The sequence below is a fragment of the Salinibacterium sp. SWN1162 genome (genome assembly GCF_015864675.1).
Taxonomy (GTDB): Bacteria; Actinomycetota; Actinomycetes; order Actinomycetales; family Microbacteriaceae; genus Rhodoglobus.
In genome coordinates, this window is record NZ_JADYWT010000002.1 from 172,273 (window position 1) to 195,356 (window position 23,084).

A 23,084-nucleotide genomic window follows, 5' to 3' on the forward strand; every position below is an offset into this window, starting at 1 on the left:
ACCAATCGGTTGATGCGCCACAACGGCGCAGTTTCGATTGCGGGGCTGTTGGGGACTGCCGCGCGCTTCCCTATGCCGCGGGCACTCAGCCTTCGCCGCTACGGTCGAACCATGATCTCGTCGGCCGGCACCCGTTCTACCGCTCTTGCGGCGCTCGCGCTTGCGCTCACATTCGTGGTCACGGGATGCTCTTCGCCGAGCACCTCGAATAACACGAGTGAACTCAGCACAACACCGCCGGCCAGCTCAAGCCCTGACGCGGCCACGTTCTTCCCCGATGTGGAGGAGGTGACGGTCACCCCTGCGGGTACCAACCTCTTTGACTTCGCGGTCACCATCAGTTCGGCGTATGACACTCCGGAACAGTACGCCGACGGCTGGCACGTGCTCGCGCCCGACGGCACAGTGCTTGGCGAGCACACTCTCTCGCACGATCACGCGAGCGAGCAGCCGTTCACGCGCACCCAACTGGGCGTGGAAATTCCCCCCGGCATCACCGAAGTCACAATCGAGGGTCGCGATCAGGCCAACGGCTACGGCGGAACCACCATCACCGTCGAATTGCCGGGCCGCTAGCGGCTACTCGTCGTCTTCGCTGCTGTCGTCAGCGTTGTCGGTCGCATCAGCGTCCGCAGTCGCGTCCGCGCCGGCGCCAGCATCCAAGCCTTCGGGCGCCGCGGCATCCGCGAGCAGCAACCGAAGCTCCGCATCAAAGAGCGCAGCTTCGTAGCCGTCGTCGGGGGATTGCCGCAGCAATACGGTGGTCAGGGCGTGCAGTCGTGCATCCCCGGATCCATTGTCGGCGACCTCCTCGAGCAGCACAGCAGCATGATCACCGAGCGTCACCAGTGACCGACTGAGGCTCATCCTGGCGTCGTGCCCGCCGCTCCCAAGATGCGTCACGAGCAGCGCCGCCAACTCCGTTTCACTTCCCTCGGGAACGAGCACCGTTGCCACTCGCCAGGCGGTGCGCGCGACATTCTCGTCGGAGTCGTTCAGCACCTCGGCAGTGATCGCTTCCCAGCCGGCGGGGTCGCCGATTTTCGACAGCGTGTGGAGTGCTTGGCTGCGCGCCTGCGCGGTTCCCGATCGGGTCTCCGACACCAGTAGTGGCACAGTCACCGACGAGGGATGCCGCATCAACGCCCACGTCAGCGTCTCCCGAACGTTGAGATCAGGTTCGATCGCGCACCGCTCGAGCAGCACGCGAACGAATTCGTCTCGCGGGTGGGTTCCGGCCGACATGGCAGCCTGAAGCCGCTGCGATGGCAGGGTGTCAGTCAACGCCGTGGTCAACCGGTCAGCAGCACTGGCAGCAGCATCCATAAATTCCTCCACCGCAACGGAGGCGGTATGTGGTTCTAGCTAAAGAGTTTCTGAAGGCGCTGTACGCCTTCGAGAAGTGCGTCGTCGCCGAGGGCGTACGAGAGGCGAAGGTAGCCGCTCGGGCCGAAGGCTTCTCCGGGGATGACCGCAACTTCAGCCTTCTCGAGGATGAGGTCGGCGAGTTCGAGGCTCGTGGTCGGGGTGACTCCAGCCCATTCGCGGTTCAGCAGGCCCGAGACATCCGGGTAGACGTAGAACGCACCCTGCGGCGTCGGGCAATTGATGCCCTCGATCTTGTTGAGCTCGGAGACCATGAGCTTGCGGCGACGGTCGAAAGCCAGGCGCATTTCTTCCACAGCATCCTGCGGGCCAGTCAATGCTTCGATCGCGGCGCGCTGCGAAATGTTGGAGACGTTGCTCGTGAGGTGCGACTGCAGGTTCGCAGCGCCCTTCATCGCGTCGACCGGGCCGACCATCCAGCCAAGACGCCAGCCAGTCATCGAGTAGCTCTTGGCGACACCGTTTACGAGGATGGTGGTGTCGGCGAGCGCCGGAACAACTTCCACGATCGAGACTGCGCGCACTCCGTCGTAGACCAGGTTTTGGTAGATGTCATCGCTGATCACCCAGATGCCGTGCTCGAGCGCCCATTCGCCGATCGCCTTGGTTTGTTCGGGGGTGTAGACGGCACCGGTGGGGTTCGAGGGCGAAACGAAGAGCAGCACCTTGGTGTTCTCCGTGCGAGCGGCTTCAAGCTGCTCCACGGTCACGAGGTAACCCTGGTCGGCACCGGCGAAGACTTCGACCATGGTGCCACCAGCGAGCTTGATCGCTTCGGGGTAGGTGGTCCAGTACGGGGTAGGAACGATGACTTCATCGCCCTGGTCAACGAGAGTTGCGAAGGCTTGGTACACGGCCTGCTTGCCACCATTGGTGACAACAACCTGGTTGATTCCCACCTCGAGGCCGCTGTCACGCAGCGTCTTGGCGGCGATTGCCTCACGCAGTTCGGGCAGTCCGGCTGCGGGCGTGTAGCGGTGGTTCTTGGGGTCGAGCACCGCAGCGGATGCCGCAGCCACAATGTTCGCGGGAGTCGCGAAGTCAGGCTCGCCCGCCGCATAGCTGATGATGGGCCGCCCGGCCGCAAGAAGCGACTTGGCCTTGGCATCCACCTTGAGGGTGGCTGACTCAGCGATGGCGGAAATTCTGGCAGAGAGGCGAGGTGAGGTCACCCCTCAAGTGTATGGCTTTGCCCGTGTGGATGCCCAGAAATTACCCGCCGTCGAGAGTGGCGCTCACACAGAAAACTGCCCCCACCGCGCGAACGCGATAGGGGCAGAGAGAAGCGGCCGGAGCAGTAATCCTGGGGGGACTGACCAGCTCCGGCCGCTGTAGGTTATCTACGCCGTCCTAGAGCTCGGACGTGGGGTGTGTACGTAGGTAACCTTGACGCGCGAAGTAGGCACCCGCTGCCAACAACGCGACGATGAGGGCGATGAGAGTCGCAACACCGGCTCCGGTATATGCGAGCTGCCCACCGAGGGCATAGGTCGGAAGATCGAGGAGATCCTCCGAGCCGCTGACGAGGCAGGAACCAACGCAGGCGGCGGTGGGTGAGCCACAGTTTTCGGTGCAGTCAGGATCTTCGGTCCCTCCGCCGGTTCCGGGGCCACAGTTCTGCGTGCATCCGGGATCAACCACGGTCTGAACGTTCGGTCCGACCACGGCGCGAGCAACGTTCACAGTGGCAACGTTTCCGCTGCCGACTGCCACGCGCACGGCGGTCTCGCTAAACATCTCACCCTTGACAGTGCCGGTGGAGGTCAAGCGTTCTTGCACGTTGATCTTGATCGATACCAGGTTGCGAAGAACGGTCGCAACGCTCGAATCTCCGAGAAGACCGGTCACAGCCGGGTTCACGAGGCCCGTGTTGAGGCTGTTAACCAGCGACGTCACGACGCCACCGTTCGAGAAGAGCGAAGTGTTGAGGCTCTTGCCGAGGCTGCTGATCAGCGCGTCAACGGTGAGGTTGGTCTTGACCGTTCCGCCGAGAAGCGAAATGTTGGCTTTCGCCGTGGTTGCCGTGCCGTTGATCAGTCCGTCGACGGTTCCGACGATGCTGACGTCGACGGTGCTGCGCAGGTCGGGCAACGCAGACTTCACAATGCTGCACACCGTTTTGGTGGTGTGCCCGATGACGCCCTGGGTGACGACCTTCTGGAGTACTTGCTTTGTGCCGCCGGTAGCTCCACCGGTGACGCCGCCGACCACGCCGCCGAGCAAACCACCGAGCAAGCCCTCGTCGCCCACAACCTCATCGAGGATGTCTACCGTGACGAGCTTTTCGGTGATGATGTCGCCGATGATCGGGATCTTCGTGTCAACACATTCCTTCTTCTCTGAATCTTTCTGAGCGGTGAGCAGATTGAGCTTTGCCGAGACGCTCACGCGAGAGTTGCGCAGGGCAACTTCTACCCGGTCGACGATGTCGTCAGCGAGATCGGCGACAGTTTCAGTGATGCCGTTGAGGATCTTGTTGATCACGGCATCCGTCAGTAGCTCGGTGTTGGGAGCCAGGTTGTTCAGTTCGCCGCCGAGAAGAGCCTCGAGATCGACGACGACCGAACCTGTCTCGAGATCGAAGCGCACCGCCCCGCTGCCGTACTTGCTGGTGAGAAGTGAGTCGACTGCACCCTGAAGATCGGCGTCAATCACTACCTTGACGTCGGCCGACGAGCCCACGACTCCGAGAACGGGGTCGAGTACGTCATCAATGGAATTGCCGAGCACGCCATTGTCGGTGCCTAAGTTCGCCAGCTTGCCGTCGACGCTACTGAGCGCGTTGTTTACCTTGCTGGTGAGCTTGCTGATCGCGGGGCTGGAGAAGCTCAGTGTCGCATCCGCGAGGGTGTAGTCGCCGGATGCCGACGTCATGTTTCCGTCAGCGCGAGCGGCAACAGCGCCGAGCTCGAGCGTGAGATCGGTAAGCACCGACGCGAACTCGTTGGTGAGCAGGCGATCGAGATCGAGCGTGAGATCGCCAGCGGGGCCAGAGCCGACGCTGCCGACACCGATACCGCCGTCATCCTGGATGGCGCCGGTAGCGGCGAATGATTCACCGTTCTTGTCTGCCTGAGCGTATTGATTGACGACCCCAGCATCCACAACATCGAGCAGGGGAAGCTGCACACCGCCAGGCTGGTGGAGCACCGTAGCGCCGAGAACATCAACGGTCAGCGGATCGCGCTGAACCTGTCGCGGCTGGCTACCGTCGTTGCTGGCGACTACCTGGCCGAGGCCGGCGACGTCGCCAAGATTCGTTCCCAGCACGTTGCCGGAAAGGAATTCTGCGTAAGCGTACGAGGCTCCGTTGGACTCTTCTGCGCTGGCAGCAACGGGTGCAATGAATGTGATGCCCGAAATAAGGGCCATGGTTCCGAGAGCCGCTCCGAAACGGACTCCTGCGGTGTGGTTGCTTTTCCCGACTGGCTTCCCAGTGCGCGGGATGTGTTGTGTAAACACGACTGGTACCTTCCTGATCCTGTGTGGATAAGGAAGCTGTCTCGACGGTGAGGCCAACTTGAGGGTTGTGCCACGAACTACTGCCTGATCTCAGCTTCGCTTGCCCATGTGGTGGTGCTGGTTTTTTAGTTGTGCGGCGAGATGGTTATGTCTCGCGTGGTGTTGCCCGAATGGTGTTGCTGGTTATGCCCGAATAAGAAGGGTTGGTTCGCCCCGCTTGTATAGAGAGACTGGGACCCCCCTCGGTTATGACGCGGGTTTATGAACTTTCTTGAAAACTTTTTCTGAGCCCGACCATGAGCCGTTTTCTGCGGGTTTTCTGTATTGGGCGCTCGCGCGGGGAGTGCGAACTGCGAGACGGCTCAGGATGACGTACACTTATTCAGGTAGTTGATAACTGCGATACTTTCGCGCGCCTGCTCCTCAATTCACAATGTGGATGTTGCGGTGTGTTTGTGCGAAAGTGTGGGTAAGAGATTTACGTCTCTTGCAAAGGGTGGTGGCTCAATTGGTAGAGCAGCGGTCTCCAAAACCGCAGGTTGCAGGTTCGAGTCCTGTCCGCCCTGCAAGTCCCGGTCCGTGTTTCGCGGAATGGGTCGAGCAAGCCGAAGTATCGGAAGGTATCTAAGAGTGGCCAAGAAAGACGTAGACGAGCCCAGCGAGGACGTCGTCGCCAAGGCGAAGAAGGAGAGCGCGCAACGTCGTGGACCCTTCGGCCGCATGGCACTCTTCATTCGCCAAGTAATCAACGAACTCAAGAAGGTTGTGACTCCGACCCGGCGCGAGCTGGTCAGCTTCACTCTCGTTGTTCTTATCTTCGTGATCATCATGATGGGCATCGTTTCCGCCCTCGACTTTGGGTTCAGCGCCTTGGTGAACTTCTTGTTCGGCGATCCCAACCTTGTGGTCTAGGCCCTTCACAAACCGCAGCGGCTACGGCCGCACTGCAGAGTAACGAAAAGAGATTTAGTGTCCGAGAACCACCACGAAGACTCCGAGCTTGCTACGGCAGCAGAGCAGTCCTCCGAGGAGGATGAGGCGCAGACGGGCAACACCCTGGCTGAGGCAGAGCGTTCAGAAGACTCCGCCGAGCACCAGGCAATGCACATCGAGAGCGACTCGGCTGATGTCGACGCCGACCTTGCTGGGCTTCTTGAGGCTCTGGATGCCGCAGTCGACCCTGAAGCTGACGCTGAAGTAGACGACGCGCTCGATATCGATAACGCTGCCGAGGCCGACGCTTCCGTTGCCGCGACTGATGACGAAGCAACCGACGACGCTGAAGCCCACGCCACTGAGGGTGCTGCTGCACCTGAGGACGAGGTAGAGGTTGATCCCTACGCCGAGTTCCGTATGGATCTACGCCTGCAGCCTGGCAAGTGGTACGTCATCCACTCCTACGCCGGCTTCGAAAAGCGCGTCAAGCACAACATCGAAAACCGCAAGGTTTCCATGGCCATGGAAGATTACGTCTTCCAGGTCGAGGTGCCGATGGAAGATGTCGTTGAGATCAAGAACGGCCAGCGCAAGCTCGTAAACCGCGTTCGCATTCCCGGTTATGTTCTGGTTCGCATGGACTTGAACGAAGACAGCTGGTCAGTTGTTCGTCACACCCCTGGTGTTACGGGCTTCGTGGGCAACGCTCACAACCCTGTTCCGCTTCGTTTTGAAGAGGCGTTCAACATGTTGAAGAGCCTCGTAGAGATCGTTGAAGCTCCGCTTCCTAAGGGTGCATCGCAGAAGAGCAAGACCGCTGCACGCTCCATTCCGGCAGAGATCGACTTCGAGATCGGCGAGACCATCACCATCAAGGAAGGTTCCTTCGCAGGCCTTCCCGGTTCGATCAGCGAGATCAAGGCGGAGAGCGGAAAGCTCATCGTTCTGGTTTCCCTCTTCGAGCGTGAGACTCCGGTCGAGCTCAGCTTCGACCAAGTCACCAAGCTTTAAGGGCTTCGGCCCCTAAAAAACCACCGCGCCCTCCGGGTGCGGGAGAGCTGGCCACACGGGTCAGTTCGTACTGAAAAGGAAACACAATGGCACCGAAAAAGAAGGTTACAGGTCTGATTAAGCTTCAGATCCAAGCCGGCGCCGCTAACCCCGCACCGCCCATCGGGCCTGCGCTGGGACAGCACGGCGTTAACATCATGGAGTTCTGCAAGGCGTACAACGCCGCAACCGAGGCACAGCGTGGAAACGTTATCCCGGTTGAGATCACCGTGTACGAGGACCGTTCATTCACGTTCATCCTCAAGACCCCGCCGGCAGCAGAGCTCATCAAGAAGGCTGCTGGAGTTGCAAAGGGTTCGGGCACGCCGCACACCGTCAAGGTTGCGCAGCTCACTAAAGACCAGGTTCGTACGATCGCCGAGCAGAAGATGGCTGACCTCAACGCCAACGACATCGACGGCGCAATGAAGATCATCGCGGGCACCGCTCGCTCGATGGGAATCACGGTGGAGGCATAATGTCCAAGAATTCCAAGGCATACAAGGCCGCCGCTGAAAAGATCGAAGAGGGCAAGTTCTACACGCCCACTGAGGCTGTATCAGTTGCTCGCGAGACGGCTTCGAAGAAGTTCGACTCCACCGTTGAGGTTGCTCTCCGCTTGGGTGTAGACCCTCGCAAGGCTGACCAGATGGTTCGTGGCACCGTTATCCTGCCTCACGGCACGGGTAAGACTGCTCGCGTTATTGTTTTCGCAACCGGTCCCGCAGCAGAGGCAGCTATCGCTGCTGGCGCTGACGAGGTCGGTGGCTCGGAGCTCATCGAGAAGGTAGCCGCTGGTTACACCAGCTTCGACGCCGCAGTTTCGACTCCTGAGCTCATGGGCCAGGTTGGTCGTTTGGGTAAGGTTCTTGGTCCCCGTGGCCTCATGCCTAACCCGAAGACCGGCACGGTTACTCCTGACACCGCAAAGGCTGTCTCGGAGATCAAGGGCGGAAAGATCGAATTCCGCGTTGACAAGCACTCCAACGTTCACTTCATCGTGGGCAAGGCTGCTTTCACCGCTGAGCAGCTTGACGAGAACATCAAGGCAGCTCTCGACGAGGTTCTTCGCGCTAAGCCCAGCTCCTCGAAGGGCCGCTACATCACGAAGGCTACGGTTTCGACCACCTTCGGTCCTGGCATTCCGGTCGACGTAAACTCGATCTAATACTGCTTATGAAAACGGGGGTCGGCTTCTGCCGATCCCCGTTTTTGCATTCCCCCGCAAGGAGAGCGCTGTGACCACTCTGATTCGACGCGCGTTTGAGGCGGATGCTGAGTTGCTGCATGAACTCGCACGACAGACCTTTCCGCTGGCCTGCCCTCCGGGCACGACCGCCGAGGGCATCGCCGCGTTCATCTCTGAACACCTCTCGGCGAACTCCTTCACGCAGTATCTGAACGACTCTTCTCGCGAAATTCTGATCTCCGAGGTCGATGGCGAAGCATCGGGGTACGTGATGTTCTGCGTAGATGAACCCACAGATCCCGATGTCGCGGCTGCGCTCACCGTTCGGCCAACCGTCGAACTGAGCAAGTGCTACGTCCTGGGTCAATTTCACGGCTCGGGGTCAGCGGCTGCACTCGTCTCCGCGGGCATTGACTGGGCGCGTGACCGTGAATTTGCGGCGGTGTGGCTCGGGGTCAATCAAGAGAATGCGCGAGCCAACCGCTTTTACGAAAAGATGGGGTTCGAGCTCGTCGGCACCAAGAAGTTTCTCGTTGGTGGGCGCTGGGAAGACGATTTTGTGCGCCAGCTCACTCTGTCAGCTGATTCCGTCATGACCTCATGACGACTCTCGCTTCGCCGCGCATCGCGCAGCAGATGCTGGAGGGCCTCACTGCGGTGGTGGGCAGCATCGCAGTGGGCGTTGCATTGATTCTCATCTGGGCATCACGGCTCACGATTCCGCGTGAGCTTTATGTCAGTGAGCTGGGGGCAGAGGGCGAGCCCACGGCCGCCATCTTCGAGGTAGCGCTGTTGCTTATTGTGTTCGGCGGTTCCGCTGTGGCCTGGGCCGCGCGCCGTGTTCGATCCTGGCCGCCGGTGTTGTCCTTCGGCTCACCCGCGCTATCGCTCTGGGTGGGATGCGGCTTCTTCCTCGTGGCATCGCAAGTGACCTGCACGTCGGGCTGTCCGCTGCCGTATGGACCGAGCTTTACATGGCAAGATTTCAGCCATACCCTCGCAGCGGTGCTCGCTTTCGCGGCGGCCTGCTGGGCCATGATCCAAACCTCCTTCGCTCGCGAACACAAGGTGCTCGCTCGGCTGTCGATTGGTACCGCGATCGCCGTCGCTGTGATTGCCGGAACGGGCGGGCTCTTCTCGCTCTTCCGCTTCCAAGTCGGGCTAGGCAGCAGGCTTGAGTTTGTCGCCACCACGATCGCCATCGCGTGGCTCATGATGCTCGGAACAGTCATCGCCGCACGGGCACTGAGGCGGCCTCCGCAGTCGTGAGAACGGGAGCGTTCGCGATTGCGGTGCGTGAGACTGCGGTGCGTGAGACTACGGCGCGCGCATGAGGTCGAGCAGGCGATCGGCGAGCCCCACCAGCGTGTGAATCTGGTTCTCATCGCGATCTACCCACTGGCACTTTGGTGCGGCGTAGGTCGGCACAAAGTCAGTGTGCTGTTCCCACACCACGAGGGTGCGGTCCGCGCCGAGCACGTATTGCTGCCACCACACTTGCCGAAGATAAGAACGTGGAATACTGCGCCAAGCTTTCGCCGTTGTCTTGATCTCAGACAGAATCAGCGAGCCATCGATCATCGAGACGCCATCCGGGGTCGCGAGATGGAGGGGCTCATCGTGCGCGTGATACAGCGCGGAGCTTGACTGGATGCCGTGTTCGCCAAGAACCCAGCGCGCGATTTCTGGTTCCCGCGCGCGACCATGATCAGTGAACGCGTTTCCCGAGAAACCTGAGCCGAGCAACTTACTTTCTGCCACGGAGCGTAACGATTGCTCCGTGGCGAGGCGCGCGGCATCCGTGGCAGTCACACCGCGACTGCGGGCGCGGAGCCAAGCAACGCGATCTTCGGAGCGGGCGACAATGCGGTCACGATGATTGGGCGCTATCGGCTCCCAGAGATCGAGTTCCGGTTGCATAGTCACGGTTCCATTCTCCCTCTTTAGGGCGGAACCGTGGTCGCCCCGTGCGCAAGACGGGGGAACCGCCGTGACCAACCGGCTCGGGGCGGCCGGTTGGGGCAGGAATTGCCGGTGTGAACTGGCAGACTAGGCGAATGCGAGCCGCGCCCCTCCCTTCAGCATCGTCGCCCCGACTCCGTCGGTGGCTGACCGGTGCGGCTGCGCTGGCGATCGCACTGATGACCATCGTTCCTGCCGCGGAAGCGTCGGCATCTACGGGCTCGATTCCGCCCGATGTATCGGCGTTCGCCACGGATGACGATGGCTTGCTTCAGAGCCTCGAAGAGTTTTTCGGAGTTGATCAGCGTGGTACCGGGCTCGACTTCTCCGAAGGAATTGAGCTGGGAGAAATCGACCGCGTCTTCTTGTGGTCACAAGATTTTCACTCGGGCATCGCCACCGACACTCCTGTTCAGTACGTCAATCGGTGGAAGGTCCCCGTGATGATCGGCGACGAGCCTGTCGGGGTTGCTCTTATCGGATTCGACCCCGCAACGGTTGAGCCGGAGATGATCGACTTCATCCGCAGTCCCGGTACTGCGCTGGCTCTCGACGACGTAGATAGTGACGCCACTCTCATCCACGAGCCCGAAACGGGCGCCTGGTTCAGCCTCGTTGATGGAGTAATCACTCCTCTGGTGCGAGGGTCAAGCGAGGTCGCGGGGGAGACCAGCTTGACGGCGTATCAGCCCATCGTGTCGTCGCGTGTCATCACTGTCGTGGACGAGACCCCGCAACCCAATCGGGGTGCAGTGCAATCGGTGGTGCTGATTGTGACGACCGTGATCGTCGTCTTGTTGGCGCTGCTCGTTCCGACCATTCTCGGTAAACGGAGCGAACGTCGAGAGCGTCGCGCTGAAGCTGAAGCTGAAGCTGGAGCCGGTGACAGCCAGATCGCTTCGGTCGTCACGAATGCCGCTCCCGTCGCGGTCGAGGCGGATGCGGATGCAGATGCGGACGCGGAGGCGGAGGCGGATGCGGACGCCGGGCCAGAGGCGGGCGAAGCGACTGTTGCCGTCGAGCAGGAGCGTCCAGCGACGACTCCAGCGCCGGCGAAGGCAACGGTGAAGAAGACTCCCACTCCGAGGAGCCCGGCGGCGAAGAAGACTCCGGCGGCGAAGAAGCCGGCCGCGAAAAAGCCGGCCGCGAAGAAACCAGCCGCGAAGAAACCAGCCGCGAAGAAACCAACGGCGCTGAAGACCTCCCCGGCCGCTCCGCCCTCGCCTGATGCGAGCGATAGTTCGGCAGCTCAGTAGGCCGTGTCGCTTCTCCGCTCTCCACTCGACCGAGACATCCGCCGTCTCGCCGTTCCCGCGCTCGGCGCTCTCGTTGCAGAGCCCATCTTTCTCCTCACTGACACTGCCCTCGTGGGGCATCTCGGTAGTGCGCAACTCGGCGGGTTGAGCGTCGCGAGCGCGGTGCTGCAAACGGCGGTCGGTCTGCTCATTTTCTTGGCGTACTCCACCACGCCCGCCGTTGCCCGCTGGTTGGGGGTGGGCAATCGCGCGCGTGCTGTCGCTGCCGGAGTCGACGGAGTCTGGCTCGCGGTGGTGCTCGGCGTCATCCTGGTGGCAGTGGGGATCCCCGCCGCGCCGTGGTTGATCAGTCTGTTCAACCCTGACCCCAGCATTGTCGGTTACGCCACCGAGTACTTGACTATCTCGATTCTCGGCTTGCCGGCCATGCTCATTACCTTTGCCGCCTCGGGACTCCTTCGCGGACTGCAAGACACCCGCACTCCGCTGATCGTGGCGGTCGCGGGGTTCATCTCCAACGCCCTGCTCAATACCCTGTTCATCTACGGCTTCGGTTGGGGCGTCGCGGGTTCTGCCATCGGCACGGTCGTCGCGAGCTGGGGAATGGCCGCCGCCTACCTCGTGATGCTCGTCACGCTAGCGCGCCGTGAAGATGCCCGTGTGCGGCCGCACGGTCGCGGGATGCTGCTGGCAGGGCACGCCGGAGCGTGGCTGTTGCTGCGCACTGCTTCGTTGCGCGCGGCGATGCTCGCGACTATCGCGGTTGCCACCAGCATCGGTGTTCCCGAACTTGCGACCGTGCAGATCACTCTGACAATCTTTGCGACGCTCGCTTTTGTCTTGGATGCGTTGGCGATCGCCGGTCAGGCCATGATCGGCAAAGAGCTGGGCGCGAGTGATCTCGTCAAGGCCCGCGCCATTACTCGCCGACTCGTCGAGCTCGGTATCGGCAGCGGAGTGGTGCTCGGGCTTGTCATGCTCGTGGTGTCGCCGTGGGCCGGTTTCGCCTTCAGTTCAGACCCTGTCGTGCGCAGCGGGCTGGCCGCACTCCTGCCGGTGCTGGCCCTCGGCATCCCGATCGCTGGCTTCGTGTTTGTTCTCGACGGTGTGTTGATCGGGGCGGGGGATGCCCGCTACCTCGCTCTCACTGGGCTTGTAAACCTTGCGGTGTACGTGCCGCTGTTGTGGTGGGTTTACTCCTCGAACCTCACCGGAACCGCCGCCATCGTTGCCCTCTGGTTCGCTTTCGGCCTCGGCTACATCGGAGCCCGTGCCGTCACCCTCGGCATCCGTGCTCGTGGCGACCAGTGGCTCGTACCGGGGGCGACGCGCTAAACCTCACGCGCCGCCCGCAGCGGAATGCTGTTGCGCTACTTCTTCTCTGTGACGCCACCGTGCTTCAAGTGCAACCGTCGCTCGGCACGCTTCGCGACCGCCGAGTCGTGGGTCACGATAATCAGCGTCAGCCCGTCGTCGCGCCACAATCCCTCGAGCAGGTCCATAATCTCGTCGCGCGTTTGTTCGTCGAGGTTTCCGGTGGGCTCGTCTGCCAGAAGCACCTTGGGCTCTTTCACGAGCGCGCGAGCGATGGCTACGCGCTGCTGTTGACCGCCCGAGAGTTCAGAGGGGTGGTGCGTCAGCCGCTCGCCGAGCCCGACCTTTTCCAGCGCGGCGCGAGCTCGGAGACGGCGGTCGAGGTTCGATAGCCCGAGCGGGGCCAGCGCTGTCTCCACATTCTCCTGCGCCGTGAGCGTCGGGATGAGGTTGAATCCTTGAAAGACGAAGCCAATGGTGCGCGCACGAATTTCTGCCAGTCGCGAGTCGGGCATCGCGGAGAGTTCCTCGCCGCCGAGGGTGACGGTGCCGCTCGTGGGGCGCTCGAGAGCTCCGAGCATCTGCAGCAGGGTTGACTTGCCGCCTCCGGTTGGTCCCTGAATGGCGACCATCTGGCCGGTGGGGATGCTCAAGCTCACCTTGTTCAGGGCGCTAATCGGGCCGCGTTTCGTTTCGTACTTTTTGGTGAGTTCGCTGAGTTCGTACATTAAAAGTCTCCTTGAGGTCTAGGGGGTTCAGGCGTTAGGCAACGCTGCGGAGAGCTTCAGCGGGGCGCAGTCGTGCTGCACGCCAGCCGCCGAACGCACCGGCAATGAGTCCACCGAGAATGGCGAGAGCAACGGCGATGCCGATGATGCCGAAGGTCACGGGAATCTGTAGAGCGATATCGGTCGTCGCCGCGGCGGTGGTTGCAGCGTCGCCAAAGCGGCTGCCTCCGCCTCCGCCACCTGCGCCAGGACCTTGGCCCGTGGTCGCGGTCGCGGTAGCGCTCGCGCTGAGTACAGGAGCAGCGATATTAATGGCGAGGATGCCGAGAAGTCCGGTCGCAACACCGATCACTCCACCGATGGCACCTTGCACAAGCGACTCGCCGGCGACCTGACGAACGACAGCGCCATTGCTCCAGCCGATGGCTTTCAGTGTTCCGAACTCACGGGTGCGGCGGGCTACGCCAGAGGTGGTGAGCAGTACCGAGATGAGGAACGCGGCGGCCAAGACGATGATCGAGAGCCACGTTCCGAGCTTTCCGACGAGGTCAGAAGCGGTAGAGAGCGAGCCGGAAACGCTCGAGGCGAGATCCTCCTGCGTCTTCACCGAGGCATCCGGCAATTCCGTTTGCAGCGCAGCTTGAACCGAAGCGATGTCGGTTGAACTCGCGGCCTGAACATAAACGGTTGAAATCTGGTTCTCCAGCTCGGCAACGCGCTGGGCGGTGTCGAGCGGAATGTAGGTATTGGATGCCGTAGTCGCGTCAGCGGAGGTCGAGGTGACGGTTCCGATTACTTCGAATTCTTCGCCACCAATCTCCAGACTGTCGCCGACGGCAAGTGAGCTCGTGGTGGCGTAGCTCGTGTCGAGGACCACGACGTCGCTGTCGCTGTCGCTCGATTCGAAGGCGCGGCCATCTACGAGCTCGACGGAAGTGAGTGGGCCCACGCTTTCGCCCGCTACATCGATGCCGGTCACGGTGAAGGTATCGACGTTGAAGGCGCTTCCGCCAGCTCCATCGGGACCGCCGCGGCCACCCTGTTGGGCTCCTCCGCCGGGTGCGGTTTCGCCGGTGTCCGTCGTGGTCGGCGCAGCAACTTCACCGCTGAAGCTCACGTTGGTGAGCGCGAGAGTGGCGGTGGCTGTGGCAACGGAGTCGAGGCTCAAAGCTGTGGTGAGAGCATCCGCGTCAAAGGTGATGCTGGCAATGCCGCTGGTGAGGCTGGACTGGCTGAGCGCCGTCGTGCCATCGGTGGTTTCGCCGTCCTCGGCTCCGAATTCGAATCGAGGTTGGGTGCGGGCTTGGTCGCCCTGAGCGGCGCCCGGAGCTCCGTCGTTTCCTTCGATGCCTTGGGCAGGCTCCTGCGTAATCGTGATGTCGGTTCCCACTCCGTAGACCGAGGCCAACACGGTCGATTGCGCGTCGCGAACGCCTGCTGCGACGCCGTTGACAATCATGACGAGTGCGATAGCTAATGCCATGCCGGCGGCGATAATTGCTGTTTGTTTGCGTCGATTGCTGAGCTCTCGATACAGATAGGTTCCGAACATGGGTCTCCTCGGGTGGTGCGCGGTGATGCAAGTGGTCGAGACAAAGCTAGGAACGGTCTCTATCAGCGGACTATGGCGATCCTGTGATTCCGCTGAGAAGGTCCAGTAATCACAATGAATGTGGCCACACGTACGCACATTCAGAAATTTCATAGGAAACTCCGAATAACTAGACCCATGACCCAGTCACACCACCTCCCCGCGGTTCAGGCGCAACCGCGACTCAGTCGCGCCGACGGAACTGCCATCCGTGCGGTGGTAGTTGACGATGAAGATTCGCTTACCGACCTCCTCTCCATGGCGCTGCGCTACGAGGGGTGGGATGTGCGACTCGCATCCGACGGACCGTCCGCTCTGTCGACCATCCGCGAGTTCAAACCCGACGTCGTGGTGCTCGACATCATGCTTCCTGGCCTTGACGGCCTCTCTGTCTTGTCTCGCCTGCGAGCGGATGGCATCCAGACTCCAATCCTTTTTCTCACGGCCAAAGACTCCGTCGACGATCGCATCGCCGGCCTCACGGTGGGCGGTGACGACTACGTGACGAAGCCGTTCAGTTTGGAAGAATTGGTAGCTCGGCTGCGGGCACTCTTGCGCCGCTCGACGCTGACGATCGCGGGGGAGTCGAACCCCATCATTGAGGTCGGCGACCTCACGCTCGACGAGAGCACCTACGAAGTTAGCCGCGCTGGCACTCCCGTAGAGCTCACCGCCACCGAGTTCGAGTTGTTGCGCTACCTCATGCGCAACCCACGCCGCGTTCTCAGCCGAGCCCAAATTCTTGACCGAGTGTGGAGCTACGACTTCGGGGGTAAAGCCAGCGTCGTCGAGATCTACATCTCCTACCTCCGTAAGAAAGTGGATGTACTCGGACCGCCCATGATCCAGACCGTGCGCGGTGTCGGTTACATGTTGCGGGCGCCCGAATGACTCGGCCGCGCGAGGTGAAGGCCCCCGGAATCGGGCGGCGACCCCTTAGTCTGCGCACACGACTTGTCTTAGGAAGTGCCGCGCTCATTGCGCTTGCCGCCATTCTCATTGGTGTCGTGAGCGTCATTGCGCTGCAAGGTTTTCTCGTTGACCGGCTCGACGCTCAGCTGCCGTCAGCCGCCAATCGTTCTCAAGGTGCGCTCGATAAGAGCGATGGCCAAGTTGGCCAGCAGCGTCCGCCCGCGCGAGAGTTTCTGGCGCTTCCTGGACAGAGCGCTGGCACCATCGCGGGGCTCATCAGCAGCTCGGGAGACGTGATCGCCGGAGTTCTCGGCGATAAAGGCGCGTCCAGCCCGCTGACCGAAGAACAGCGTGCAACGCTCGCTGCCCTTCCCGTCACCGACGAGCCAGTGACGGTATCGCTGGGTGGTGACCTTGGCGACTACCGGATAATCGTGTCGAGTGACCCGACGACGGGCGACTCGCTCCTCGTCGGCCTTCCCCTCTCCGACGTGCGGGCTACTGTTTTTCAACTCACCATGCTCGTAGTGGGGATCGGCCTCCTCGCGATCGCCGTGGCCGCCGTGGCCGGTGCGATCGCCGTGCGGTTCGCTCTGCGACCCCTTGAGCGTGTAGCGAGCACCGCGACACGGGTATCCGAGCTCCAACTCGACCGGGGAGCAGTAGCGCTCGCCGAACGAGTTTCCCTTGATGACGCCGACCCGCGAACCGAAGTCGGGCAGATGGGCTCGGCCCTCAACCGCTTGCTCGAGCACGTGGCATCCGCGCTCACTGCTCGTCAAGCAAGCGAAGACAAGGTGCGGTCGTTCGTTGCGGATGCGAGCCACGAGCTGCGCACCCCTCTCGCCTCGATTCGTGGGTATGCCGAACTGACGCGACGGGGGGGCCATGAGATTCCGGATGATGTCGCTCACGCCATTGGGCGCATTGAATCCGAATCGGTGCGCATGACCGGGCTGGTAGAAAGTTTGCTGCTCTTGGCTCGCCTCGACGAGTCGGCTCCGGTTGAGCACCGCGCAGTTGACCTCTCACGGCTCCTGATCGAAGCCGTCGGGGATGCCCATGTTGCGGGGCCCGATCATGAGTGGGAGCTTGAACTTCCGGATGACGCGGTCATCGTCAACGGCGATAGTGCTCGACTTCACCAGGTGGTCGCCAATCTTCTCGCGAACGCGCGCATCCACACTCCGGCGGGCACGAGCGTGACCGCGAGCCTCTCCACCACGGGGGATCGCGCCATCATCGAGGTGCGAGACACGGGCCCCGGAATTGCGGAGGAGTTGCAGGCGAAGGTCTTCGAACGTTTCGTACGTGGTGATAGTTCCCGCTCGCGCGCCGCCGGCAGCACCGGGCTCGGCCTGGCCATCGTCTCGGCAGTTGTCGAGTCGTTGGGGGGAACGAGTTCAGTCTCGAGCGAACCCGGTGACACCGTGTTTCGCGTGGAACTGCCGACGGTCGCACGGCAGTAACGGGATGCGGCGGGGACGGTCGTCTGAGCGCTGCCCCTGCGAAGTTGCAGCCGGGCCCTCAATCACGTACTCTTACGGAAGCCAAAGACCGCAGGTCGTTTGCGTGCATGAAAATGCGTGTGATCGAAGTTCGTGAAAACGAAGGCCAGCGCAGGTGTATGAAGTAGTTTTCCGGCCAGCTCTGGCCGTAACTCAGCTCCGTGCCTCTGCGCTAGTGCAGAAGGGCCGGAGCTTTTTGTTTTAAAGCCCCGTGCTCCTGACGACATCTTTCTGCGGTTCTGAGGCAGACACACATCAATCATTAGGGAGCACCATGGCGAACAAGGAAGCATCGGTCGCCGAGCTTACGGATCTTTTCCGCAACTCGACCGCCGTCCTGCTAACCGAGTATCGCGGACTCACTGTTGCCCAGCTTAAGACGCTGCGCAAGTCAATCAGTGAGCACGCAACATACGCCGTGGTGAAGAACACGCTGACAAAGATCGCAGCGAACAACGCTGGCATTTCGTCGTTCGACGAAGAGCTCGTTGGTCCGTCTGCAATCGCATTCGTACACGGAGACCCTGTCACCGTTGCGAAGGCTATGCGTGACTTTGCCAAGGCAAACCCTCTCCTCGTGGTGAAGGGCGGTTACTTTGACGGTAACGCGCTCACCGCAGCAGAGGTCACCAAGCTCGCCGATCTTGAAACCCGGGAGGTGCTCCTCGCGAAGTTTGCAGGAGCCGCCAAGGCTTCGCTGTTCGGCGCCGCTTATCTGTTCAACGCACCGCTCGCTCAGGCCGTTCGCACGGTCGACGCGCTGCGCGAGAAGCAGGATTCCGCGCAGTAACGCGCGGGTTAATTAGCTTAAGAAATATAGGAGAAAATCATGGCGAAAATGTCAAGCGACGACCTCATCGAGGCCTTCAAGGAACTGACCCTCATCGAGCTCAGCGACTTCGTTAAGAAGTTCGAAGAGGTCTTCGAAGTTACCGCTGCTGCTCCCGTTGCTGTTGCAGCTGCTGGCGCACCTGCTGCCGCTGAAGAAGTTGAAGAGAAGGACTCCTTCGACGTCGTTCTCGAGGCTGCTGGCGAGAAGAAGATCCAGGTTATCAAGGAGGTGCGCGCCCTTACGAGCCTCGGTCTCGGAGAGGCAAAGGCAGTCGTTGATGGCGCTCCCAGCGTTGTACTCGAGGGTGCAAACAAGGAAGCTGCTGAGAAGGCAAAGGCTTCGCTCGAAGAAGCTGGCGCAACCGTAACCCTTAAGTAGTCGATTCCTCTCACGAGGATTCCGCCTCTCTAGAGGCATGCTTAGCCAGAAAGGCGTCACCCTTCGGGGTGGCGCCTTTCTGCGGTTAAGGAGCAAGCAGCTCAGAGCATCGCTCGATACGGGGCTGCACGGGTCGGCAACTGCTGCTGTGAGCGCTCACAGGGCACCCAGGGGGCCGGCAGGGCCGCAGCGGGCGGGAACTTGCACGAGGTGAAATCGACGGCGCTCGGGGGCCGCTGGCAAGACCGACCGCACATGTTCGCGTGGGCCGACGAGAGTGAGAGGGGGTGGGGCGCCTGGTAACCAGCCGAGCGCCCCACCAACGTGCCGAATCCGTTGACACCAGGGATCAGGTTCCGGAGGCGGATATTTCGGCACGGAACCGCTAGGCGCGCAAAGAAAGCGGGGCTAGCGGAAGCAGTTCCACTAATGTACCGAGGCTCCACTGGCGTAGCAACACCCCCGAGGGTGAATGGAGGGTTAGTTGGGGGTGATATCCACTTGCAGCCCTAATTCACGGGACTTGTGAATTGCGTCGACTCGCGAGGTCACGCCGAGCTTGCGATAAATGCTCTTGAGGTGAGACTTGACGGTGTTGACGGAGATGAACAGCGTCTCGGCAATTTCTGCGGAGTTGCTGCCACGCACCAGCTCGCGAGCAATAGCGCGCTCGCGATCGCTCAGTGTCTGTGAGTCTCGCGTGGGCAACACAACGGTGAGTCCGTCGAGTCGCTTGATGAGCGCTTGCACTTCGAGTGGTTGGCTGCGAGAAGCCGCACGCGTGAGCATGTCTTGTACTGCTTCACTCGGAACAAGTCGAAATGGGCTGTGCATCCGGTTGCGCGCAGCGAGACGAAGGGCTCGATCAAAAGCGATGTCGGATTGATCTTCGGTTCCGAGCGCGAGGTGCGCTGCACCCTTGAGGAGGAAAACATCGGCGAGATTCCGGCTGGAATGCGCGTCGCCAAGTATTTCGCACTCGCGGATGGCGTCGAGAGCTCCGCGTGCGTCGCCCGTGACGAAGCGCAAGTGAGCCACGAGCCGGCCCGGGCACACCGTGTGATGCTGAGTCGGGCTGAAGTCAGCGAGGATGTCCCACGCTGCACCGCTGTCTCCCAGCTGCAGGAAGGCAGCAGCGCGAAGCCCGCGAATCTCGGAGTCGACAAAGCCCACCGGATCCCAGCCATCGAGGGCAAGCAAGGCCCGTCGCAGGTGTTCGAGGCCTTCATGGGCGTGCGCATCAAAGAGGTCGACAAACGCTTGGGCATACAAGCCCAGGGGCTGCCAATCGCTGTCGACTGTCGCCTCGCGAAGTGTGCTCACTAGCGGTGCGATGGTCTCGCCACCGCGCTGCATGATCGTGACCAGAAGTTCGGTGATGAGGGCGGGAGCGTTGAAGCGGCTGTTGCGCAACGTAGGGCTTGCGCCGGTCGATTTAGCCCGCGCCACGTAGCTCAGCGCATGCTCGAAGTCGCCCATAAATAACTGAATGAGTGCAAGGCAGCCAAAGACTTCAAGCTGGTTTGCAACGCTCAAGTTGGTCTCGGCTAAAGAGCCGGCAAGCCGAAAGTCGGCTTTCGCGCGATCGAAATCTCCGCCGTGGAGGGCAATCGCTCCGCGGTGCAACGCAATTTCAGCCGTCAGCGGGATGCGGCGAGCAAGCGGGATGACATCGTGACTGTCCGCGATAGCACTCGCTGTCGCGACTGCGGCGAGAGCGTCGTTCAGACGGCCTAGGGAGCGTAGCGCCGCCGCATAACGCACGTAGAGAGTAGCGCGAACGAATGCCGGGGTTTCGGGCTTCAGTAGCGCGAACGCTGCCTCGAAATAGGGCAGCGCGGATGTGCGGTCGGCTGTATCGGAAGCTCGAAAGCTGGCTGCATAGCAGGTGACGAGCCACGGCTCGCTATGCCAGAGGGCGGCCGGCGTGGAGTCGAGCATGCGGCGAACGGGGACGCCAGCTGTGCTGACGATCTGCGGCCACGTCTCGTGGAGCTCTTGGATGGCGAGAGTGAAATTTCCTGAAACGCGAGCCGCGTCGAAGGCGCGTTCAAGCGCACTCACGTCAGCAATGGCCATTCTTTGCATTCCCCCCTTTGAGCCGATTGGCTCGCTGAGTTCGTAGTTCTCGCCTAGTCGGGTGGGTGACGCGAGAGTATTACCATACTCTCTCTGCGTGTTGGGGTTGCGTTATCTCACAGGTGGCCCCCATAATAGGCACGTCGCATTATTGACCCCCGAACGTGTGACAATCCCGATAGAGCTACCCGGAATTCCCCGCCGGCCTAACGCGCCCCCAGCGTTTTAGTTCGAACTGTTCCAGGATGCTCGCTACCCGAGAGCGAAACCCGAAGTGAATAACTTTTTGGCGCGCCTGCGCGCCGCAAATCGAAGCCCCCGATTCGATCAGTCCACAGGCCAGAAGCGAAAGCGATTCTCGCTGCGCGACACCCGAGGCATTGCGGCGATTGTCGCCCTCGCCCTCGTTGTGGGTTCTGGACTAGCGGTTGTATCTGTTTCTTCCGCAGCTGAAGCGCACACGCCGAAGATCTCCGTAACGTGTGAGGGCGTAACCCTCACCGGTTCCTACTACGCAGAGGCCGGCAAGGGCGAAGGCCAAAAGAACCTGCTCACGTTCCAGCTCAAAGGCGGAGAGAAGCAGGTCGTTGAATTCGGTCGCAACGGCACCGCGAAGTTCGACTTCCCCAACTCGACTGAGGCACACACCTTCACCGCCTCGGTGACCGCGTGGAACGACCCTCACAACTCGAGCTGGAACCGCACGTGGACCCAGACCTCCACTCCTTGTGTTTCGCAGAGCATCATCGACCTCTCCGCTTCGAGCTGCGACGTTGTTGGCGGCACCACTGACCTCTCCGCTAAGTTCGCGGACCTTGTTGCTGGTCGTTCATACGACGTAACGCTCAAGAGCAGCACCGGTGACTCGGTCACGAAGTCCTTCACCGCTAAGCAGACGGTTCAGAGCTACACCTGGCCGACCGCTGTAACCGCGGGTCTCACCTACACGATGACGATCGTTGACACGAAGAACCCCGGCCTCACGGCAAGCAAGATCGTTCACTCGGTCGCTTGCCCCGAGGTTGGTGGCATCGCGATCACGGCGAACGAGTGCACTGTTCCTGGTGAATTTGCCGGACTCAAGGTTGAACTCAGCGACTTGGTCATCGGTCGCGAATACAAGGTTGAGGTATTCAACGCAGCAGACAGCAGCACCAGCGTTGGCGGAACGACGTTCACCGCAAATGCCGCCATCGGAACCTACAACTACGCAGATGCGACCCCCTCAGGTAGCTACTTCGCAACCATCCTCGATGTGAAGAAGGGCGGAGAGCCGCTCACGAGCAGCACCCGCACGCTTCTTCCTTGCCCCGATGAGATCGCGCAGCCTGTATTGACAGCAACCCAGTGTGACGTTGTGTCTTCTGAGGCTGAAGGCGAGATGGCTGTAGCTATCGATGGCCTCGTTCCTGGCCGTGCGTACGACATCGTCGTTACGAACGCCTCGGGCGCTTCCGTTCTGACCAAGAGCGCGTTCGTCGCCACGGCGTCGAGTGTGAACGAAACTCTCACGGGTCTTGCTGACGGTGTCTACACCGCAACGGTGACCGACGTTCTCGTACCGAGCTTCACGAACACCGCATCGGTGACGCTGCTGCCCTGTGCAACGAACGAGACGACTGTTGTCCTGAGCGCTGAACAGTGCACCGTACCCGGGGGCGACGCATCGATCACCGCCACGGTGGAGAACTACGCAGTGGGTCGCGACTACACGGTTGCACTCATGCTCAACAACGTAGTAGTTGGCGAGCCGCGTGCGCTCGACTCCAGCACGGGAGCCGCTCAAGAGTTCACGTTTGACGGTCTCGAAACTGAGAACGCTTACCGCGTCGTCGTAACGGACACAGCGTCTAACCCGACTGTGACCGCGGCAGCCGACATGTACTTGGACGCTTGTCCCGAGACCCCTGCGGTTCTCGGATCGCAGGTTGAGTGCAGTGTTGACGGCGCATCCACCCTTGAAATCTCCGCTGGAAATCTCTTCGCTGGCGAGACCTACACGGTCACCGTAGTCACCAAGTCGACCGGCGAGCCGGTTGACGGTGTGGAGCCTGTTGTCTTCGTCGCTGACATGCCGACCCGTACGGTCATGATCGAGAACGTACCCAACGGTGACACCTACACGGTTACCGTCGAGAGCATGAACATGGAACTGGTCAGCGTCAACGAGTTCACGCTCGAAGTGTGTGATCTTCCGACGCTCCCGCTTGCCCCCGAAGAGCCGGCAACAACGATTCCTTCAACCGTTGACCTGCCGACTCTGGCATACACAGGCTCGAGCACAATCGCTCCGACACTCGCTGGACTCGGGTTCCTGCAGCTCGGATTGGTGCTCGTAGGGTTCAGCGTTGCCCGACGACGTTCGGTAGTTCGCGGCAGCTGATCCTGACTGTTCGGTGGGTAACCCTAGTTACCCACCGAACTCCCTTCTAAGGTTTCTCGCACAGCGCACTCGGGCGCTGTGCGATTGGCCGTTAACAAGAGTTCAGCGAACTAGTCTC

Annotated in this window: 21 protein-coding genes and 1 tRNA gene; 15 read left to right on the forward strand and 7 right to left on the reverse strand. The window is 61.2% G+C overall.

The window, feature by feature from the left end:
- Window positions 1-111 precede the first annotated feature (111 nt).
- Entirely contained in the window at window positions 112-576 is a 465-nt protein-coding gene (locus I6E58_RS10560; protein WP_197133376.1) for a hypothetical protein, read from the forward strand.
- 3 nt (window positions 577-579) lie between these two features.
- Here I6E58_RS10560 and I6E58_RS10565 read toward each other — a convergent pair whose 3' ends face one another.
- The 3 genes from I6E58_RS10565 to I6E58_RS10575 form a co-directional block, all read right to left on the reverse strand.
- Window positions 580-1,326 (reverse strand): HEAT repeat domain-containing protein, encoded by a 747-nt coding sequence (locus tag I6E58_RS10565; protein ID WP_197133379.1) that lies wholly within the window; start codon window positions 1,324-1,326, stop codon window positions 580-582.
- 35 nt (window positions 1,327-1,361) lie between these two features.
- On the reverse strand, window positions 1,362-2,558 hold the full coding sequence (locus I6E58_RS10570; RefSeq protein WP_197133382.1) for a pyridoxal phosphate-dependent aminotransferase: 1,197 nt from the start codon (window positions 2,556-2,558) through the stop codon (window positions 1,362-1,364).
- A gap of 178 nt (window positions 2,559-2,736) precedes the next feature.
- The gene (locus tag I6E58_RS10575; protein WP_231595508.1) at window positions 2,737-4,758 is read right to left on the reverse strand and encodes a choice-of-anchor G family protein; all 2,022 of its coding nucleotides are present in this window, start codon (window positions 4,756-4,758) and stop codon (window positions 2,737-2,739) included.
- Between the two features lie 583 nt (window positions 4,759-5,341).
- Here I6E58_RS10575 and I6E58_RS10580 point away from each other — a divergent pair.
- The 7 genes from I6E58_RS10580 (at window position 5,342) to I6E58_RS10610 (ending at window position 9,292) form a co-directional block, all read left to right on the forward strand.
- Window positions 5,342-5,414, forward strand: a tRNA-Trp gene (locus I6E58_RS10580).
- Window positions 5,415-5,478: 64 nt separating this feature from the next.
- The gene (gene secE, locus I6E58_RS10585; RefSeq protein WP_197133387.1) at window positions 5,479-5,760 is read left to right on the forward strand and encodes a preprotein translocase subunit SecE; all 282 of its coding nucleotides are present in this window, start codon (window positions 5,479-5,481) and stop codon (window positions 5,758-5,760) included.
- Window positions 5,761-5,817: 57 nt separating this feature from the next.
- Window positions 5,818-6,795, forward strand: a complete 978-nt coding sequence (gene nusG / locus I6E58_RS10590; RefSeq protein WP_129073050.1) for a transcription termination/antitermination protein NusG — start codon at window positions 5,818-5,820, stop codon at window positions 6,793-6,795.
- Window positions 6,796-6,881: 86 nt separating this feature from the next.
- Complete coding sequence (gene rplK, locus I6E58_RS10595) at window positions 6,882-7,313, forward strand: 50S ribosomal protein L11 (protein ID WP_100389473.1); 432 nt, start codon at window positions 6,882-6,884, stop codon at window positions 7,311-7,313.
- Window positions 7,313-8,002 carry a 50S ribosomal protein L1 gene (gene rplA, locus I6E58_RS10600; RefSeq protein WP_129073051.1) on the forward strand — a complete coding sequence of 230 codons (690 nt, stop codon included), beginning with the start codon at window positions 7,313-7,315 and terminating at the stop codon, window positions 8,000-8,002. Before rplK ends, rplA begins: the two co-directional genes overlap by 1 nt.
- A gap of 70 nt (window positions 8,003-8,072) precedes the next feature.
- On the forward strand, window positions 8,073-8,627 hold the full coding sequence (locus I6E58_RS10605) for a GNAT family N-acetyltransferase (RefSeq protein WP_197133390.1): 555 nt from the start codon (window positions 8,073-8,075) through the stop codon (window positions 8,625-8,627).
- Window positions 8,624-9,292 carry a DUF998 domain-containing protein gene (locus tag I6E58_RS10610; protein ID WP_197133393.1) on the forward strand — a complete coding sequence of 223 codons (669 nt, stop codon included), beginning with the start codon at window positions 8,624-8,626 and terminating at the stop codon, window positions 9,290-9,292. Before I6E58_RS10605 ends, I6E58_RS10610 begins: the two co-directional genes overlap by 4 nt.
- Before the next feature lie 48 nt (window positions 9,293-9,340).
- Here I6E58_RS10610 and I6E58_RS10615 read toward each other — a convergent pair whose 3' ends face one another.
- The gene (locus tag I6E58_RS10615; RefSeq protein ID WP_129073608.1) at window positions 9,341-9,943 is read right to left on the reverse strand and encodes a YqaJ viral recombinase family protein; all 603 of its coding nucleotides are present in this window, start codon (window positions 9,941-9,943) and stop codon (window positions 9,341-9,343) included.
- A 137-nt stretch (window positions 9,944-10,080) separates the two neighbouring features.
- Between I6E58_RS10615 and I6E58_RS10620 the strand changes: the two genes are divergently transcribed.
- Together I6E58_RS10620 and I6E58_RS10625 are read left to right on the forward strand one after the other, a co-directional pair.
- On the forward strand, window positions 10,081-11,241 hold the full coding sequence (locus I6E58_RS10620) for a hypothetical protein (RefSeq protein ID WP_197133396.1): 1,161 nt from the start codon (window positions 10,081-10,083) through the stop codon (window positions 11,239-11,241).
- 3 nt (window positions 11,242-11,244) lie between these two features.
- Window positions 11,245-12,576, forward strand: a complete 1,332-nt coding sequence (locus I6E58_RS10625; protein ID WP_197133399.1) for an MATE family efflux transporter — start codon at window positions 11,245-11,247, stop codon at window positions 12,574-12,576.
- Between the two features lie 35 nt (window positions 12,577-12,611).
- Here the strand turns inward: I6E58_RS10625 and I6E58_RS10630 are convergent, their stop codons facing one another.
- Window positions 12,612-13,283, reverse strand: a complete 672-nt coding sequence (locus I6E58_RS10630) for an ABC transporter ATP-binding protein (protein ID WP_197133402.1) — start codon at window positions 13,281-13,283, stop codon at window positions 12,612-12,614.
- Window positions 13,284-13,317: 34 nt separating this feature from the next.
- Window positions 13,318-14,835, reverse strand: coding sequence for an ABC transporter permease (locus I6E58_RS10635; protein WP_197133404.1), 1,518 nt, complete (start codon window positions 14,833-14,835; stop codon window positions 13,318-13,320).
- Between the two features lie 177 nt (window positions 14,836-15,012).
- Here I6E58_RS10635 and I6E58_RS10640 point away from each other — a divergent pair, with 177 nt between their 5' ends.
- The 4 genes from I6E58_RS10640 (at window position 15,013) to rplL (ending at window position 18,504) form a co-directional block, all read left to right on the forward strand.
- Window positions 15,013-15,765, forward strand: coding sequence for a response regulator transcription factor (locus I6E58_RS10640; RefSeq protein WP_129073058.1), 753 nt, complete (start codon window positions 15,013-15,015; stop codon window positions 15,763-15,765).
- Entirely contained in the window at window positions 15,762-17,255 is a 1,494-nt protein-coding gene (locus I6E58_RS10645) for a cell wall metabolism sensor histidine kinase WalK (protein ID WP_197133406.1), read from the forward strand. The genes I6E58_RS10640 and I6E58_RS10645 overlap by 4 nt, the downstream gene beginning before the upstream one ends.
- A 313-nt stretch (window positions 17,256-17,568) precedes the next feature.
- Entirely contained in the window at window positions 17,569-18,084 is a 516-nt protein-coding gene (gene rplJ, locus I6E58_RS10650) for a 50S ribosomal protein L10 (protein WP_129073060.1), read from the forward strand.
- A 39-nt stretch (window positions 18,085-18,123) separates the two neighbouring features.
- On the forward strand, window positions 18,124-18,504 hold the full coding sequence (gene rplL / locus I6E58_RS10655) for a 50S ribosomal protein L7/L12 (RefSeq protein WP_197133408.1): 381 nt from the start codon (window positions 18,124-18,126) through the stop codon (window positions 18,502-18,504).
- Window positions 18,505-18,984: 480 nt separating this feature from the next.
- On the opposite strand, the gene I6E58_RS10660 is transcribed toward rplL, so the two are convergent.
- Entirely contained in the window at window positions 18,985-20,583 is a 1,599-nt protein-coding gene (locus I6E58_RS10660) for a LuxR C-terminal-related transcriptional regulator (protein ID WP_197133410.1), read from the reverse strand.
- A gap of 274 nt (window positions 20,584-20,857) precedes the next feature.
- Between I6E58_RS10660 and I6E58_RS10665 the strand changes: the two genes are divergently transcribed.
- Window positions 20,858-22,966: an RTX toxin gene (locus tag I6E58_RS10665; protein WP_307842106.1), complete on the forward strand. Its 2,109-nt coding sequence runs from the start codon at window positions 20,858-20,860 to the stop codon at window positions 22,964-22,966.
- Window positions 22,967-23,084: the final 118 nt, after the last annotated feature.

Coding starts and splice junctions, on each gene's coding strand:
- I6E58_RS10560 (WP_197133376.1), top strand. CDS start 112: ATGATCTCGTCGGCCGGCACCCGTTCTACCGCTCTTGCGGCGCTCGCG.
- I6E58_RS10565 (WP_197133379.1), bottom strand. CDS start 1,326: ATGGATGCTGCTGCCAGTGCTGCTGACCGGTTGACCACGGCGTTGACT.
- I6E58_RS10575 (WP_231595508.1), bottom strand. CDS start 4,758: ATGGCCCTTATTTCGGGCATCACATTCATTGCACCCGTTGCTGCCAGC.
- rplK (WP_100389473.1), top strand. CDS start 6,882: ATGGCACCGAAAAAGAAGGTTACAGGTCTGATTAAGCTTCAGATCCAA.
- rplA (WP_129073051.1), top strand. CDS start 7,313: ATGTCCAAGAATTCCAAGGCATACAAGGCCGCCGCTGAAAAGATCGAA.
- I6E58_RS10610 (WP_197133393.1), top strand. CDS start 8,624: ATGACGACTCTCGCTTCGCCGCGCATCGCGCAGCAGATGCTGGAGGGC.
- I6E58_RS10615 (WP_129073608.1), bottom strand. CDS start 9,943: ATGCAACCGGAACTCGATCTCTGGGAGCCGATAGCGCCCAATCATCGT.
- I6E58_RS10620 (WP_197133396.1), top strand. CDS start 10,081: ATGCGAGCCGCGCCCCTCCCTTCAGCATCGTCGCCCCGACTCCGTCGG.
- I6E58_RS10630 (WP_197133402.1), bottom strand. CDS start 13,283: ATGTACGAACTCAGCGAACTCACCAAAAAGTACGAAACGAAACGCGGC.
- I6E58_RS10635 (WP_197133404.1), bottom strand. CDS start 14,835: ATGTTCGGAACCTATCTGTATCGAGAGCTCAGCAATCGACGCAAACAA.
- I6E58_RS10640 (WP_129073058.1), top strand. CDS start 15,013: ATGACCCAGTCACACCACCTCCCCGCGGTTCAGGCGCAACCGCGACTC.
- I6E58_RS10645 (WP_197133406.1), top strand. CDS start 15,762: ATGACTCGGCCGCGCGAGGTGAAGGCCCCCGGAATCGGGCGGCGACCC.
- rplJ (WP_129073060.1), top strand. CDS start 17,569: ATGGCGAACAAGGAAGCATCGGTCGCCGAGCTTACGGATCTTTTCCGC.
- rplL (WP_197133408.1), top strand. CDS start 18,124: ATGGCGAAAATGTCAAGCGACGACCTCATCGAGGCCTTCAAGGAACTG.
- I6E58_RS10660 (WP_197133410.1), bottom strand. CDS start 20,583: ATGGCCATTGCTGACGTGAGTGCGCTTGAACGCGCCTTCGACGCGGCT.